Here is a 17935-nt window from a genome sequence, read left to right on the forward strand (position 1 = left end):
AGCAGACTGCGGTCTGCTTCGTTTATTTGCAGTAAATCAGCAGTCACTTAAAAGTTTTAGGGATAAAATAGCATTTATTTGCTTTGCATGTTTGCTATGTCTTTTGATTTGAAAACCACTGTTCAGCCCGATACTGAGCTTTCACCGCAGCAGAGAAAGCTGAACCGTCTGATTGATAAAATTGAACAGCAGCAGCTTGAACTGAAGCAGTGGCAGCAGGCGCAGGAACAGATTCAGCAATATACCCGTCAAACCTTGATGCCGGTCTATCATGAGTTACATACAGTGCTGTTTCAGCAACTGGAACAGTTATGGAAGCATTTGCATGAGGCAGAATTTTCCAAGGCCGAGGCGACGCAGCTAGATGTTAAAATCCAGTATCTTGCGACTTATTTAACGGACTCCCAATCTTTATCAAAGCAACAGGTCGAAATTGTTGAGGAGATTTATAGTTACTATCAACAGCATATTGAACATAGCCAAGCCAGAAAAAATAAAAAGCAAAGCGTAAAGGATGTTGAGCTGTTCTTTGCTGATGACGATACTTCGGATCAGGTGGCACCTGAAGATTTTGGAGAATGGGATAGGGAAAAGTACAGACAAGCAAGAGAGCAAGCCAAGCTTAAACGCCAGCAGGAAAAACTGGAACAGGTTGCGAAGTTGGCAGAGCAGTCTTTAAAAACAGTGTATTTAAAAATTGCTGCAACCGTTCACCCGGATCGTGAACCAGATGAAAGTAAAAAAGTAGAAAAGACTGAGTTACTGCAACGCGCGAATGAGGCCTATGCAGCGCAGGATTTATTTTATTTACTGAAATTACAAATCCAGATTGAGCAGAATCGGGGTGTTTCACAAAAGGGTTTAAGTGCCGAGCAGCTAAAGTTTCATCAACTGGCTTTAGATATGCAAAGCCAGAAACTGGATGGTCAAATAGAAGAAATTATTCAATCGTTGAGCTGGAATAAAAAAGGCCATATAGGCAAGGTGAAAATTACCGATTTATATAAGCAGGTGGATGTAGATACTTCAGCGATGAAAAAGCAGTTAAAAGGGGAGAAAGAACGGTTGAAGTATATGAAGAAGGTAAGTGGGGTGGAGATGTTGTTGGAGCATGGAGTGCTGTAAGTTCTGCTTTTCTCCCTTTGGGAAAGGGTCGGGGGAGAGGGCTATCTACTATAATCATTAAAAATAAAATTCAACATGAACAAAAAACTCGATCCCCAGTTATTAGAATTCGCCAAATCCATGCGCCACACCGCCACCGATGCAGAAGCACTCATGTGGTAAATCCTACGTGCCAAGCGATTTATGAATCTTAAATTTCGTCGTCAGCATGTGATCAAACCGTATATCGTAGATTTTTACTGTCATGAACTTGGTTTAGTCATCGAGTTAGATGGCAGTCAGCATGGAGCAAATGATGCGATTGAATATGATGCCGAACGGACAAAGTTTTTAGAGGCGTTGGGGCTAACAGTTGTGCGATATTGTAATCATGATGTGTTGGAGCGGACGGATGTGGTTTTAGAACACTTATGGCAAGTATGTATTGGATTGGAAGAGAGTAGATAATGAAAGCTCCCTCTCCCTTTGGGAGAGGGTTGGGGTGAGGGATTATGAAAAAATTTTATCCATAATTAGGCTTAGCTCACAATGTTGAGTTTCTCTATAAGGTATTTGGGGAAGATAACTTATATTTGATTCCTCAATAATTTTTAAAGCATTTAGGGCTTTAGATGGTTTATCTTCACCTGAAGAGAGCTCAGGGTAATAAGCTTCAATTGCTCCTAAATTTAATACAAAATACCCTAAATCATATAACCGATTTATGAGTTGGATTTTTTCATCTAAATAGAAGGTTTCAGATAATTTTAAAGCTTCGCGACGCTTGTTATTGGTTTCAAATTCGAAAAGCTCATCAATTTCTTGTAGTTCAATGTCTTCAATTTCCTCTTTATTTTTGACTTTATAGGCTAATTCTTTTAATCGAGTATATTTTTCTTGCCACGAACGTTTTTTAACATGTTCTGAAATCATCGAGCCGTTGATTCTACTTTCAATACCTTGTTCTTCACAAATCTGATCAAGTTTATTTAAGAGATTATTTCTTAAATCCTGAAGTTCAGAATTGTTTTTCCCTAGCTCTAGCTTATCAAATCCATCAATTAGAATATCTAAATCTAAAAGAGAATATACTTCAATATCAAAATGTTTATAGAAATCATAAAACCTTTTTGTATTCATTTTTCCATTTATTCTAATAATTGGAATATTTGTTTTTTCGAAACAATAAGATTCATTAATGAATTTTGACAATCCTTTCAAAAATATTAAATCTGAATCGCCTTCTACCAAAAGCACCTTTTTAGAAAAGAAAGCTGGTGTGCTGTTTTCATAACATATAATTTGGAAGGCATCCTTATAAGAACTATTTTGAACAAAATTAATTTCTTTTGCTTTAGAGCTAGGAGGTGTACAAGAAAATTCTTTATAAATTTTAATAAAACATGTTTCTTTAGCCGTAGCAGAAAAAAAGTTTGGGGAATGTGTCGTGACGAATACTTGATCTTTTAAGGATAATTTTTCAAGAACGTTATAGAGGATTCTCTGACCATTGGGATGGAGGTATAATTCAGGCTCTTCAAAAAGAAAAATGTAGTCTGTGTTTTGGTTGTCAGAATTAAGCTTTTCAACGTAAGTTCTAAGTATAGAAAATACTAGAGTACGTTTAACACCATCGCCTTTATAATCAATAGTCGTTTTTATACCATCATCTATTAAAATTTGAGTGCTATTAAAAATTTGTTTTACTTCTGGATTGGGAATTTCCAGCTCTAATTTAATTTGTGAAAAGCTTTCTTGAAAAACCTTTTCTATTTCAGTTTCTAATAATTTAAGGCTAGGTAATCGCTCGTCAAGAGTACTTTCAGTGCCATCCTCATCTTTGATAAGCTGACGATTTAGCATTTTATTGAGCTTTTCAAAAGAGTTTTTTATGTCTAAAAATTCAGGCGATTGTTCAATTTGTTTGAATAAAATTTTTATTAATTTACCAAAACTTGTACTTTCTTTAGTTTTTATTTCATCACTAAAATCTTTTACAGCTGGAATATAAATAGGTTCAGGAAACATTGGTGTAACTGTGTTACTGAACCCAGTTGGTAAATTTTCCCAACCATACTGGAATTTATCCTCAGGTAGATTTTCAATTAACTCTTCAATTTTTTCTTTTGCACCTGTTTGTGTGGAAATTGAGCCAGCTATATCTGGTGGCAATTGGTATGTATCTCTCATCAAGGCTTTTATTTCTGCTGGTTTTTTGCCTTTAAGTTCATTAACTATCCAGTTAGCATTATAAATTGTATCAATAGGTACTTTTTTGTAGCAAAGTAAATCACTTGTGAAATCTAGTTTATATTTCCTACGAAAGCTAATTGTATTATTTTCAATAATATTTTGAATTCTTGATCTATTTTCTTCATCTGATATTTTGTTTAAGTCATTTTCATTTAAATCACTAAAAGTTATATCGATAAAAATTTCTTTAGATTTATCATAATAGTCAGATTCTGAAATTTTTGTGCCATTTAGAAATAAATTGATAGCCAAAAGAGCAGTTGATTTTCCTGCATTATTTTCACCTATTATACAATTCATTTGTGATGGCGTTAAATCGATCTCTTTAAGACCACGAAAATTTTCAATGTGTATTTTTGAAATTCTCATTATTAAGTATCTATTTAATTTTAATGATTATATTTATAAATTATACATTAAAAAAAAGCCACCCTAAGGTGACTCTTTTTAATATCAAATTAACACATTAAAGCGCCGCAATCTGCTCCATATTCGCTTTAATCTTCGCTAACTGATCAGCAAACTCAGCAAGTTTCACTTTCTCACCTTCAACCACAGCCGCAGGTGCTTTTGCCACAAAACCTTCATTACCAAGTTTAGTTGCAATTTGGTCATGCTGTTTTTGAACCTTATCTAAGTCTTTTTGTAGACGACCCAATTCCGCTTTAGGGTCAATTAAACCCTTCATTGGAACGAATACAGATACATGACCTACCACACTTGATGAAGACAATGGCGGTTGTTCAGCATCCGCAAGGAAAGTAATGCTTTCAACTTTTGCCAATGCTTTAAACAACGGTTCAATACGGGCGATTTGCGCTTTTTCCGCATCCGTTGTGTTTTGCAGAAGAACAGGCAACAAACGCGCATTACCTAGACCCATTTCACCACGGATGTTACGTACCGCACCAATCAAACCTTGCAGCCATTGCATATCTGCTTCAGCTTGGTCATTGATGAGTGCTTGGTCAGCAACAGGGTACTGTGCAAGCATAATTGTTTCGCCAACGATGTTCAGTTTCGGCGCTAGCGTTTGCCAGATTTCTTCAGTCAGGTACGGCATTAACGGATGCGCTAAACGTAAAGACGCTTCCATCACTGAAAGAAGAACACGACGCACTTCAGCTTTACGCTCAACCGATACGTTTTCGTCATTCAGAACAGGCTTGGTTAGCTCTACATACCAGTCACAGTATTCATTCCAAATGAACTCGTAAATCGCTTGTGCAGCCAGATCCAAACGGTAGGTTGCAAATGCTGTTTGCACCGCTTGTTCCGCTTTTTGCAGACGGCTGACGATCCATTGTTCAGGCAATTCCCAAAGGTCTTGACGTGTTTCTGAACCAATCGTTTGACCTTCGACATTCATCATCACGAAACGCGTTGCATTCCAGATCTTGTTGGCAAAGTTACGGTAGCCTTCAACACGCTTCATGTCGAACTTGATGTCACGACCAGTATTCGCAAGCGCACAGAAGGTGAAACGAACCGCATCTGTACCGTAAGACTGAATCCCTTCAGGGAATTCTTTACGGGTTGATTTTTCAATCTTCGCCGCTTGTTTCGGGTTCATCAAACCTGTGGTACGTTTTTGTACCAGTGTTTCAAGATCCACACCGTCAATCAGGTCTAATGGGTCAAGCACGTTGCCCTTAGATTTAGACATCTTCTGACCTTCACCATCACGTACTAAACCGTGTACATACACCGTTTTAAACGGCACTTGCGGTGTGCCGTCTTCATTTTTCATGAAGTGCATGGTCAGCATGATCATGCGGGCAACCCAGAAGAAGATGATGTCGAAACCTGTTACCAATACATCAGTTGGGTGGAAGGTATTTAAGAAATAGTTTTCTTTATCTTTCGCTTCGTCACCCGTCCAACCTAAAGTTGAGAATGTCCAAAGACCTGAAGAGAACCATGTATCTAACACGTCTTCGTCTTGGTTCAGTTCAACGTCGGCAGGGATATTGTTTTTCGCACGAACTTCAGCTTCATCACGACCCACAAAGACATTACCTTGTGCATCGTACCAAGCAGGAATACGGTGACCCCACCACAATTGACGTGAGATACACCAGTCTTGAATATTGTTCATCCACGCCATGTACATGTTGCTGTACTGTTCAGGTACGAACTTGATGTCGCCATCTTTCACTGCTTTAATTGCAGGTTCAGCAAGTGGTGCAATCTTCACATACCATTGGTCAGTCAGTAATGGCTCAACGATCACGCCTGAACGGTCACCGCGAGGTGGTTTTAATGTGTAAGGTTGGATCTGATCTAACCAGCCTTCAGCTTCAGCTTGTTCAACTAATTTTTTACGTGCTTCAAAACGTTCTAAACCAACGTATTCTGCAGGTGCAGGAATGGTTTTAGAAATTTGCTCGCCCGCTTTTGCGATGTATTCAAACTCAGTCAACACTTCAGCATTTTTGTTGAAGATGTTGATGATTGGCAATTCGCAACGTTTACCCACTTCATAGTCATTGAAGTCGTGAGCAGGGGTGATTTTTACACAGCCTGTACCGAATTCTTTATCGACATATTCGTCTCTAACGATAGGAACCGCACGACCGGTAATCGGCAGGATAATATTTTTACCCACCAAATCTGCATAGCGTTCATCATCCAGTGCAACTGCAACTGCGGTATCACCTAACAATGTTTCAGGACGAGTTGTCGCTACTACGATGTGATCTTTACCATCGTGTGTGCGTAGTGACTTATCTTCAAAGAAGTATTTGAAGTGCCAGAGTGAACCTGCTTCTTCTTTATCAGACTCAACTTCCAGGTCAGACAGGGCAGTTTGCAGTTTAGGATCCCAGTTCACCAGACGTTTGCCACGGTAGATCAGACCTTCTTCATGCAGTTTTACAAACACTTCTTTTACCGCGTTTGATAAACCATCATCCATGGTGAAGCGTTCACGAGACCAATCTACAGAAGAACCCAAACGACGAATTTGACGGGTGATGTTACCGCCAGATTGTTCTTTCCATTCCCATACTTTTTCGATGAATTTTTCACGACCTAGGTCATGACGGCTAACCCCTTGCGCACCCAACTGACGCTCAACCACCATTTGCGTTGCAATACCTGCGTGGTCAGTACCCGGTTGCCATAAGGTATTTTTACCTGACATACGGTTATAACGAGTTAAGGCATCCATGATGGCATTGTTGAAACCATGACCCATGTGCAGGCTACCGGTGACGTTTGGTGGCGGAATCATGATACAGAAAGATTCGCCTTTTTCAGACGGCTTAAAGTAACCACGCTCTTCCCAAGTTTGGTACCATTTTTTCTCGATCTCGGTCGGATCGTAGGTTGTCGCGATATTTTGCGCTGAGTCAGTCATAGTCTAAACAGATCAAAAGTGAATGAAAAATTGGATCTATTGTAGCAAAAAAAATAGTGCATGCGGCAGCTTAACCAAATGCAAACTTTAGCCAATTGGCATGTATAGCAACTCATCGTATGATAGCAACAGCGCTAGACAACTCATCACAAAATTTAAATAACAAGATGAATATTAAGGATAAGAAGATGAGCTATAACATTTCCCTGAAAATACAGCCAGAAACTCACTATCGTTTCCGCGATATTCATTCCCGTCTCAATAGTGGTGATCAAACCAGTCTGTCCAAAGCCCTGGGTGAAAACCTGACGGATATTGCCTGCGAAATTATCGATCAGGTCTTTGGCCGCCTTGCGCGTCTTTCAAATTCTGCGGATCGCGAGTCTGAAAAAGTCGTTCAGCAAATTGTCGAGACTACACGTAAATATATGCCATGGTCAGTATCATTTTTTGGCAATGAACGGCTGATTCCAATGGTGAATTATCTTTATGAAATGACCCATGAAATTGAAGGCGATTATTACGTGCGTTATCCCATTCAGAAGACGCTGGCGATCGAATTACTCGGCTATGTAAAAGAAATGGAAAGTGGCAATTATCACTGTGTTTCACCTGCCTTAAAGACCTTTATTGAAGTAGTGGATCAGGGGGTTACCCATCTGGTACGTCAACCCAAAAACATGCTGAAGTTCAATATGGTGGTTGATAAAACCCTGAATGGTGTGATTCATTTAACTACACAGCTCGGTTATAAGCGTTTTGACAAGTTGGGAAGCCTGTATGATGCACCGACCATCAGTCATTACTTTGAGCATTTTTTAGCGTTTTTAGAAGATGAAGTAAAACAGACATCGGATATTTAAAAGAGATAGAGGGATCAATGGCAAAGCTGGAAAGTTTAAATGGAAAAGTGGTCTGGATCACGGGTGCATCTTCAGGGATTGGCAAGGCGGTCGCGCAGGAATGTGCATCACAGGGAGCGCAGGTAGTTTTAACGGCACGCCGTTTTGAAGAACTAGAAAATGTGCGTCTCAGTTTGCCCAATCCTGATCAGCATCTATCTGTCATTGCTGACATTACCGATGAAACCCAGGTGGAAAAAGCCTATGCCAAGGTTTTGGAAAATAAAGGCCGGATTGACTGGCTGATCAATAATGCCGGTTTAAGTCAGCGTGCCTTGATTACCGACACCACCATGCAGACTGAACGTGCCATTATGGAAGTGGATTATTTCTCGCAGGTGTTTTTGACTAAAACGGTCTTGCCAACTTTCTTGAAACAGCAGTCTGGACGGATTGCGTTTATTTCCAGTGTGGCAGGTTTGCTCGGCACCCAGTATCGCGCATCCTATTCCGCTGCCAAAGGTGCAATACATATGTGGGCGAACAGCCTGCGTGCTGAAGTGGCGGATCAGGGTATTCAGGTCTCGGTGATTTTCCCGGGCTTTGTCAAAACCAATGTCTCCTTTAATGCCTTAAATGGTGAAGGCAAACCGCAAGCCAAGCAGGACGAAGCGATTGAAAATGGTTTAGAGGCTGATGATTTTGCTAAACAGACGGTGAGGGCGTTACAGCAGGGCGAGGAATATATTGTGGTCAGTGGCAAGAAAGAAAAACTGGGCGTATTGGTTTCACGTATTTCACCGAAGATGCTGTATAAAATGATTCGCAAGACTAAAGTGAAATAAATTATTTAGCATACATAAAAGGGCAGCATTGCCCTTTTTTGATATCCCTTAAAAAAAGAAAATTAAAATAGATCTTTTTTATAAATCAAAACATGATCGTTATATTCATATTTAAATGGATATTGAAATTTCCGTCTCCCTCTGGGATGAGAAGCATAGCTTCGCAAGAGGATGAAGGGATTTCTTAGAAAAAAACCTCTCCTAAAAGGAGAGGGAATTCCCTTTGTAGTGATTCAATTATGATTTATGGAAGAACTCTAATATATGTACCATTTATTTCTGGAGAATCTGATCCAGAGAGTCCAGCTCTGATAACACGGATATGCAGTAAATTACCTTTTCACTCTGGTACTTAAGCTGAAAACCGGTATGTTAATTAAAAATAATAGTGAATTGGAATAAGCTCATTCGATGAAAACGCCGGTGCCAGACTACCTCAAGCATGTTTTAACTTCCTGCCGTGACAATCATAAAGGTGCCCTGGCAGATTATATTCCTGAGCTGGCAGCAGTAGACCCGGATAAGTTCGCTTTGGCACTCTCTACCGTAGATGGCACGATCTATTCAACCGGTGATGACGAAGTTGAGTTTACCATGCAGTCCATGTCCAAGCCCTTTGCCTATGCCTTGGCTTTGCAGAAAGTCGGCTTGACCAAGGTCATGGAAAAAGTAGGCGTGGAGCCTTCGGGTGAGGCCTTTAACCAGATTTCACTGGAGAAGGATTCCAATATTCCGAAAAATCCGATGATCAATTCGGGTGCTATTACCACCCATTCTCTGATTCCCTATAAACGAACAGTGTCCCGTGCCGAACAATTGCGCCGTTTTTTAAGTGGTTTGGCTGGGCGTGAACTGAGTTTTGATACCGATGTATATACCTCCGAACTGAAAACAGCGTTTCGTAACAAATCCCTGGGCTATATGCTGCGTACCGTGGGGGTGCTGGAAGAAGATCCAGAAGCGATTGTTAATGGCTATATCAAGCAGTGTTCAATTAAGGTGACGGTCAAGGATCTGGCGATGATAGCCGGGGTGCTCGCCAACGGCGGAATTCAGCCACAGACTGGTAAAAAATTGCTGGACCGTTCTGTAGTGCGGCAAGTCCTGAGTGTGATGCTCACTTGCGGCATGTATGATGCTGCCGGTGACTGGCTGACCACCGTGGGTATTCCGGCCAAAAGTGGGGTTGCAGGCGGTATTATCGGAGTGTTACCTGGACAGGTGGGTATCGCCGTGTTTTCTCCGAGAATTGATGAGCATGGACATAGTGTACGTGGCGTCGATATTTTTGAACGTATGTCCCGGGAAATGGGGCTGCATTTAATGGAAGGGACACCATCGGCACAAACTATTTTGCAAAGTCGTTATCTCACCGGTAAACGTGATCATGTGGTGGTATATGAACTACGTGGCGTATTGCAGTTTACTGAATCGGAAATGCTGCTACGTATATTGCAAGATGAACCGGAAGGCAAAAAACGAATTGTGTTGGATCTGACCAATTTGACCTTAATTCATAATGTCGGTGCTCGAATGTTATTTGAAGGTGTGGCCCGTTTGAAGAAGGATGGTCATCCAGTCGTGGTGGTTGACTCGGAAGGAATTTTAAGTGAAGCCCAAATGAAGGGAAATAAAAGGGTCGTGGTCAAAGAAAAACTGACCAAGTATCTGGAAAAATTTCAATAGACGTTTTTCTGCCAGCTTGCTTCAGAACAGGGTATACACCAGTAAATAAAAAAGCCCCGATAATGCGAGGCTTTTTTCAAATCTTGAAATTCTTATTTAATATGTTCAGCAATATCGGTAAAGATTACGCCTAACCCATGTGCACCTGCATCAGGATAGCCCAAGCTACGGTCACCGACCGTACCGGCACGACCCATACGCGCCACGATATCTTTGGTCGATTCCGCACCTTTTACTGCCGCCGCTGCACCCAACACAAAGTTTTCTTTAAACGTCTTGTCGGTATTGGCAGACCAGGAATCTGTACATGGCACTAAGGCATCAATCAGGGTCTTGTCACCAACAACTGCTCCACGACCAAATGAACGCTCACCGGTAACTTGAATACCTTTCACTGCTGCTTGCAGCATCTCGGCAAAATCTGCCACAGTTAATGTGGTTTTGCCTTGAATAGCTTTACTCGCTGCACGAAATGCTGAACCCCAGATTGGACCTGATGCACCACCACAGTGTTCCATAATAATCATTGAACTGTTCAGCAAAAATTCATCCATGTGCTGGGCTTGAATCAGGCTTTGCCATTCGCGTTTCAGCTGTTTAAAACCTTTAGCTACACTCATGCCAAAGTCACCATCACCTGCATGGGCATCCAGCTCGCAGAATGGCACTTCGTTTTTGATAATGCAGGCAGCCATCACATCGACTACATAACGCATATTTTCAATCGTGAACTGTTCATTTTGAATTTCAGCATGTTCGGGCTGAGTTTCGACTTCCGTATTTATTACATCTTCTGCTGCGGCATTTTTTGTTGAGAAGATTAAAGGCTGTGCTGCTGAACCATCCATTTTAAGAGCGGGCGTGTTCGCCTCTGCATCTAAATAGCCTTTTAGTTCATCATCCACAGCTAGCAATGACACCGAAGCACCATTCATATCGATACTGGTCATGTAGTTGCCGACAAAAGTGCGGTAAATCTTGATGCCTTTGCGCGCCAAATGTTCGCACACATCGTTATTAAAGACATACAGCTCTTGCATTGGTGTTGAACCAAAGCCGTTGACTAGAACAGCAACTTCAGTCAGATCAGGGCGATCGAGGAACAGATCATCGATAATACGTTGTGCCAGTTCTTTGGATGGCAGGATTTTTTCACGACGAATGCCGGGTTCGCCGTGGATGCCGACGCCGTATTCCATTTCATCATCTGCCAACGTAAAGGTGGGCGTGCCTTTGGCAGGAACGGTACATGAGGTGTAGGCGAAACCAAGGCTAATCACGTTATCTGTTGCTTTTTGAGCCACAGCTTTGACTTCCTCAAGCTCTAAACCTTTTGACGCTGCTGCACCTGCAATTTTGTGCACGAAGATGGTACCAGCAACACCACGACGGCCGACCGTGTAGAGGCTGTCTTTTACCGCGATATCATCCGCCACTTTTACATAGTCAACCTTGATGCCATCTTCCGCTGCTAAAGCTGCACCATTCTGGAAATTCATCATATCGCCAGAATAGTTCTTGATGATCATGAGCACGCCTTTGTCTGTTGCCACCTGTTGCAAGGCTTTATAGACTTGAATTTGCGAAGGTGATGCAAAGACATCCCCACATACGGCAGCATCTAACATACCTGTACCGACAAAGCCTGCATGGGCAGGTTCATGACCGCTACCACCGCCACTGATCAGTGCAACATTGTTGTGTTTTTCTTTTCTTGAAATGATTTTATGTGACTCAGTGAACGCTAGTTCAGGGTGGGCAAGGACAAAGCCTTTGCACATTTCGACAACCAGGTTTTCAGGGTTGTTGATGAGTTTTTTCATGGAGGAAAGCCTTCACGTGAATTTGGGAGATTTATAAATGTGGCTATTATCCTAGAAAGTGAGGTTTTTTGCTGACTTAAAAATGTAAAAACGGATGAATTAGGGGTGGGTGGTTAGAAAAAGGGCGGCTTGTTATTTTATTGCTTGCTTAATTTTACCTCCCTAGCTCTCACTTACACTTCATTTTAAAGCAATGCTTTAAAACATGCTCAGGAGAGGGAGCATCCATTATTAAATGCATACAGTTATTGGATTTGCTATGAGTTCTCCCTCTCCCATTGGGAGAGGGTTGGGGTGAGGGTGCTTAATATTTGATTATGAAATTATGTCTTATAAAGGAGATATAACGTTATTTATAATTTTATGTGTGTTGGGGGACATTACCTCTAAATCGCAAGAAGTAAAGAAATGAGGAACAATTATTAAAAGTAAGCCTGTAATCAATGTAATTATGCTTACAGCAAGTTCCAAAACAATATTAATTAATTCAATTTGAGTAGCCATACCTATAAATAATGTTAGTTTACTCATACTATTTATTACAAGTGCTAGAGAAGCCACCAAAAGTATGCTTCCTATAAATTTTGAATATTTAAGAGTAAAAAAATACATGTAAGAATAAACACGAGCGCTCATGTTGAACTCTTGTTAAAAAGAATTGAGGATTATTTAATCTATATTCGAATGTAGTAGTAAACGCAAGCAATTCGATAATTATTTATTACTTATTAAATTTTTTTACTTACATAACGGGCAGTCAGCACTTTACGTATGAAGGATTAGACACAGATAGAATTCGGGATGAAGCTTAGGCTGAGTTAGGTTTAAAGGTGCTTAGATTTGATAATGGTCAGATGATGGGGCAGTTGGATGATGGGGTGGAAGTGATTTATCAGTATTGTTTGAATCAGTTAGTTGATGAATCCTCCTAAATCCCCCTTTTGCAAAGAGGGACTTTCCACGAATTTGATGATGGTTTTGGATTTGTGTTGTTCCTCCCTTTCTTAAAGGGAGGTTAGGAGGGATTACGAATTTAATCTAATAAATGAAAATTAATGCCAATCTAGCTTTTTAAAAGACAACATATAACCGTGGAAAATACCATCTTGGGTTTCGGGTTTATTTTCGATAGTCTCAAGAGTAAAAGAATCTATAATTGAATTACCTTGACCATAGGATGTGAAAATACATCTCCTATCATTAGGGTTTTCAACTAATGCAACGTGGTTGGCTTTAATATTTTCAATATTTATCCTAAAGCATAGCTGCCCACAATAAACATTGTTTTCAATATGCTCACATTCAAAGAAACTTCTATTACAGATAGAGCAATTACCAATTGAAGAGGTAAAGGCAGAGCTTAGATAAACTTTTCTCTGAGGGAAGATACTATTTTCGATAGCTTCAAGATGTTTTGCTAAATTGTCTATGCCTTCGTAAGTGTTTATCTTCTTTGCAATAATCAGATATTCTTGTGCATCTACTAATGAATCCCATGCTTTTTTATAATCATTTTCCTCTAGCAATATCCAAATCTTTAATGATGATAACAAGCTATTCAAGAAGCACTGCATATGAAAGAGTTGATCTGCTTCATATGTATGTCTTTTTTCGATAGCTTGATATTTCATATTTTTTATATAGTTAATGAAAAGTGAGCAATCTTCTATAGCTAATTTTTTTCTAGATAAATTAACTGTGAAGTTGTTATTAACTTGAAGTTCATCAATTTTTTTACAAAATTGTATATGAATATCTTTAAGCGTTAGAGTGGACATACTATTTCTTTAATTTCTCAATTACTTTTTCAATTTCTGTTAATCCATCTTTAGGGCCTTCATACATAAAGTTTGTGTATTCTGTTTTAGATTTTTGAATAACAATATTTATCTTAATGTTGGGTGCTCTTTGGCCTTTAAAGTAATCAGATATATAATTTGAGAGAACATTAAGTGCTACTGACACTAATTCAGGGTTTTGTGTTAACGCGGCTGTTGTAAATAATAAAGTTGGCCCAAACCAATCAATAGATCTTTGTTCTAACACTATATCTGGTTTTTTTACGTAATTTATATTTATGAATTTCCTAGCAAATTTGAAAAAAGAAACCGTTGAAGAAGCATAAATATTTTGTTTATCTTCTGTTAACTCAGGAAGAATCATTAAATCGGAATAATGATCTAAGTTAGAAAGTTGTAAGTCTATTTGTTGTATTGTCATAATTAAAAAAATTATTTCTGTATATTCATAGCTTAACAAAAAATCCCCTCAATCGAGGGGATTTTTTATCTCAAAACTAGAGGATTCTTAAACCAATGAATCATCCAAATTCGGCGCTAACCAACGTTTCGCTTCATCTAACGTCCAACCTTTACGCTTTGCATAATCTTCCAACTGATCGCCAGAGATTTTACCCACGTTAAAGTATTCCGTTTCAGGGTTTGCATAGTAGAAACCGCTCACAGATGAAGGTGGCCACATCGCAAAGCTAGACGTTAAGTACGTGCCCATTTTCTCGGTTGTACCTAACCAGTCAAAGAGTGGCGCTTTTTCAGAATGCTCAGGACACGCAGGGTAGCCCGGTGCAGGACGAATACCGACATACTTCTCTTTGATCAACTCATCATTTGAAAGCTGTTCATCTGCCTGGTAGCCCCAGAATTCTTTACGAATACGTTGATGCAAATGCTCAGCAAATGCTTCTGCAAAACGGTCACCCAAGGCTTGAACCATAATCGCGTTATAGTCATCGCCTTTGGCTTTGTATTCTTGCGAAAGTTCTTCCGCACCAAAAATCGACACGGTGAAACCACCCAAGTAATCTTGAGCCACATCTTTAGGCGCAATAAAGTCAGCCAGCGAGTAGTTCGCTTTACCGGTCACTTTGTCAGACTGCTGACGGAGGTGCTCAAAGCTGTGTGTCACATTGCCATTTTCATCAGTCACCGCAACGGTATCTGCTGCGACACGGTTGGCAGGGTAAATGCTGAAGGTTGCACGCGCATCGAAACGTTTATTCTCGATGATGTCTTTCAGCATTGCTTGTGCTTGTGCATACAGATCACGTGCGGCTTCACCCACCACTTCATCTTCTAAGATTTTCGGGAATTTGCCCGCAAGGCTCCATGAGATAAAGAACGGTGTCCAGTCAAAGTATTCAACCAAGGTTTCTAAAGGATAGTTGGTGAATGTTTGTGAGCCAATGAAATTTGGTTTAACTGGTGCATTGTTGTCGAAGTCGATTTTGAAACCATTTTCAACTGATTCTGCATATGAAAGCTTCGCAGCTTTCGGCTGTTTGTTGGCAAGACGGGTACGGATTTTTTCATAATCCGCTGCATAGTCCGCCATCAATTGTGGTTTCATTTCAGCAGAAAGCAATTGTGTGGTCACACCTACAGCACGAGATGCATCGGCAGTATAGAACACACCATCATTTTGATATTGCGGAGCAATCTTCACCGCCGTATGGGCTTTAGAAGTCGTTGCACCACCAATCATCAGTGGAATGTTAAAGCCTTTACGTTGCATTTCTTTGGCAACAAAGACCATTTCATCTAAGCTAGGTGTGATCAAACCAGATAGACCGATGATGTCCACTTTCTCATCAATCGCCGTTTGTAGAATCTTCTCACATGGCACCATTACGCCAAGGTCAACGATGTCATAACCGTTACAGCCCAATACCACGCCCACAATGTTTTTACCGATGTCGTGTACGTCGCCTTTTACTGTAGCCAGCAGGATTTTACCTTTGGCTTCGCCTTGGGTTTTTTCCGCTTCAATGAACGGGTTGAGCCAAGCCACAGCTTGCTTCATCACACGTGCAGATTTTACCACTTGCGGTAAGAACATTTTACCAGCACCGAACAGGTCGCCGACCACGTTCATACCTGCCATCAGTGGTCCTTCGATTACATCCAGTGGACGGGCAGATTTTAAACGAGCTTCTTCAGTATCTTGGTCAATGTACGTGGTGATGCCTTTCACTAATGCATATTCAAGACGTTTTTCAACACTTTCATTACGCCATTCAAGGTTTTCTTCGGCTTTTTGTGCGCCTGCTTGACCACGGTATTTTTCAGCAATAGTCAGTAATTTTTCAGTCGCTTCTTGACCGCTTTCACCTTGATTACGGTTCAATACCACATCTTCAACAGCTTCTTTCAGTTCTGCATCGATATCATCGTAAATCGCAAGCTGGCCGGCATTCACGATCCCCATGGTCAAGCCTTTCTGAATCGCGTGATACAGGAACACCGCATGGATTGCCTCACGAACAGGCTCGTTACCACGGAATGAGAATGATACGTTGGAGATCCCGCCTGAAATCATCGCATTTGGCAGGTTTTGCTTGATCCAACCAGTCGCTTCAATAAAATCGACGCCATAGTTGTTGTGTTCTTCAATACCGGTTGCCACTGCAAACACGTTCGGGTCAAAAATGATGTCTTCAGATGGGAAGCCAACTTCATTCACCAGCACGTCGTAAGAACGTTTACAGATTTCTTTTTTACGCTCTGCTGTGTCGGCCTGACCATTTTCATCAAATGCCATCACGATAACCGCAGCACCGTACTGACGGCAAAGGCGGGCACGTTCGACAAACTCGTCATAACCTTCTTTGAGAGAGATCGAGTTAACAACCGCTTTACCTTGCACGCATTTCAAACCTGCTTCAATGATCTCCCATTTAGAAGAATCGAGCATGATAGGCACACGTGAAATATCTGGCTCAGATGCGATCAGATTCAGGAAGTGTACCATCGCACCTTGTGAATCCAACATGCCTTCATCCATGTTGATATCGATGATCTGCGCACCGGCTTCCACCTGTTGACGGGCAACGTCCAACGCTTCTGTGAAGTTTTCTTCTTTAATTAAACGCAGGAACTTTTTAGAACCAGTCACGTTGGTACGTTCACCGACGTTCACGAATAATGAATCTTTGGTGATGTTAAATGGTTCTAAACCACTTAAACGACATGCAGGCTCAATTTCAGGAATCTGACGTGGCGCAATACCTTCAACCGCTTGTGCAATCGCGCGGATATGATCCGGCGTCGTACCACAGCAACCACCCGTGATATTGATCAAGCCACTTTCTGCAAATTCTTTGATGAAAGCAGCCGTTTCTTCAGGGGTTTCATCATAACCACCGAAAGCATTTGGCAAGCCTGCGTTTGGATGTGCTGAAACGAAGGTGTCGGCAACGTCAGACACGGTTTTTACGTGTGGACGCATCGCATCTGCACCCAGCGCACAGTTAAAGCCGATTGAAATCGGTTCTGCATGACGCATTGAGTTCCAGAACGCTTCAGCCGTTTGACCTGTAAGCGTACGACCTGAGGCATCGGTAATTGTGCCCGAAATCATGATTGGCAATTCATAACCAATTTCTTTAAAGACTTCTTTCACCGCAAAGATCGCAGCTTTGGCATTCAAGGTATCAAATACTGTTTCGATCAGGATGATGTCCACACCACCTTCAATCAATGCTTTGGTCGATTCTATATAGTCGACTTTTAATGCATCAAAAGTGATGTTACGAAACGCCGGGTCATTTACGTTTGGTGAAATAGAGGTGGTACGTGAGGTTGGACCAATTACACCTGCCACAAAACGTGGTTTTTCAGGGGTTGAGTATTTCGCGCAGGCCTCTTTGGCAAGACGTGCCGCTTCACGGTTAATCTCCGGTACCAGATCTTCCATATGGTAATCCGACATTGAAACACGGGTACCGTTAAAGGTATTGGTTTCAATAATGTCAGCGCCCGCTTCAAGATACGCTTCGTGGATACCTTGAATAATGTGTGGTTGTGTTAAAACCAGAAGGTCGTTGTTGCCTTTAAGGTCATATGCCCAATCAGCAAAACGCTCACCCCGATAATCGGCTTCTTCCAATTTATGGCGTTGGATCATGGTACCCATCGCACCATCGATAATTAAAATTCTTTTGGCAAGAAGTTCTTTCAGGGTGGCAAGTGTGGACATTCAGACTTTCTCAGTAAGCATCAAAAA

11 protein-coding genes and 1 pseudogene are annotated in these 17935 nt (G+C 41.0%); 5 read left to right on the forward strand and 7 right to left on the reverse strand.

What is annotated here, in order from left to right:
* The first annotated feature begins 96 nt into the window (after positions 1-96).
* A complete protein-coding gene (locus tag F955_RS08410; RefSeq protein ID WP_026056789.1) occupies positions 97-1125 on the forward strand; it encodes a molecular chaperone DnaJ in 1029 nt (342 codons plus the stop codon).
* Between the two features lie 75 nt (positions 1126-1200).
* Positions 1201-1572 (forward strand): annotated as a pseudogene (locus tag F955_RS08415) (endonuclease domain-containing protein).
* Positions 1573-1614: 42 nt separating this feature from the next.
* Here the strand turns inward: F955_RS08415 and F955_RS08420 are convergent.
* Together F955_RS08420 and F955_RS08425 are read right to left on the reverse strand one after the other, a co-directional pair.
* A complete protein-coding gene (locus tag F955_RS08420; protein ID WP_004893417.1) occupies positions 1615-3726 on the reverse strand; it encodes an ATP-dependent nuclease in 2112 nt (703 codons plus the stop codon).
* 97 nt (positions 3727-3823) lie between these two features.
* Positions 3824-6718: a valine--tRNA ligase gene (locus tag F955_RS08425; protein WP_004893419.1), complete on the reverse strand. Its 2895-nt coding sequence runs from the start codon at positions 6716-6718 to the stop codon at positions 3824-3826.
* 188 nt (positions 6719-6906) lie between these two features.
* On the opposite strand from F955_RS08425, the gene F955_RS08430 reads away from it, so the two are divergent.
* The 3 genes from F955_RS08430 to F955_RS08440 all read left to right on the forward strand — a co-directional run bounded on the left by F955_RS08430 (position 6907) and on the right by F955_RS08440 (position 10091).
* Positions 6907-7581, forward strand: a complete 675-nt coding sequence (locus tag F955_RS08430) for a hypothetical protein (protein ID WP_004893421.1) — start codon at positions 6907-6909, stop codon at positions 7579-7581.
* Between the two features lie 17 nt (positions 7582-7598).
* The gene (locus F955_RS08435; RefSeq protein WP_004893424.1) at positions 7599-8405 is read left to right on the forward strand and encodes an SDR family oxidoreductase; all 807 of its coding nucleotides are present in this window, start codon (positions 7599-7601) and stop codon (positions 8403-8405) included.
* Between the two features lie 411 nt (positions 8406-8816).
* Positions 8817-10091 carry a glutaminase gene (locus tag F955_RS08440; RefSeq protein ID WP_004893425.1) on the forward strand — a complete coding sequence of 425 codons (1275 nt, stop codon included), beginning with the start codon at positions 8817-8819 and terminating at the stop codon, positions 10089-10091.
* A 92-nt stretch (positions 10092-10183) separates the two neighbouring features.
* Here the strand turns inward: F955_RS08440 and dhaK are convergent, their stop codons facing one another.
* The 5 genes from dhaK to metH form a co-directional block, all read right to left on the reverse strand.
* Positions 10184-11914 (reverse strand): dihydroxyacetone kinase subunit DhaK, encoded by a 1731-nt coding sequence (gene dhaK, locus F955_RS16340; protein WP_004893428.1) that lies wholly within the window; start codon positions 11912-11914, stop codon positions 10184-10186.
* 330 nt (positions 11915-12244) lie between these two features.
* Complete coding sequence (locus F955_RS08450; RefSeq protein WP_155757526.1) at positions 12245-12550, reverse strand: hypothetical protein; 306 nt, start codon at positions 12548-12550, stop codon at positions 12245-12247.
* A gap of 416 nt (positions 12551-12966) precedes the next feature.
* Positions 12967-13692 carry a hypothetical protein gene (locus tag F955_RS08455; RefSeq protein ID WP_004893432.1) on the reverse strand — a complete coding sequence of 242 codons (726 nt, stop codon included), beginning with the start codon at positions 13690-13692 and terminating at the stop codon, positions 12967-12969.
* Position 13693: 1 nt separating this feature from the next.
* Positions 13694-14173: a hypothetical protein gene (locus F955_RS08460; protein WP_004893434.1), complete on the reverse strand. Its 480-nt coding sequence runs from the start codon at positions 14171-14173 to the stop codon at positions 13694-13696.
* Between the two features lie 48 nt (positions 14174-14221).
* Complete coding sequence (metH, locus tag F955_RS08465) at positions 14222-17908, reverse strand: methionine synthase (RefSeq protein ID WP_004893436.1); 3687 nt, start codon at positions 17906-17908, stop codon at positions 14222-14224.
* Positions 17909-17935: the final 27 nt, after the last annotated feature.

Origin of the sequence: Acinetobacter schindleri CIP 107287 (assembly GCF_000368625.1) — a bacterium.
In the GTDB taxonomy this organism is placed as follows: domain Bacteria; phylum Pseudomonadota; class Gammaproteobacteria; order Pseudomonadales; family Moraxellaceae; genus Acinetobacter; species Acinetobacter schindleri.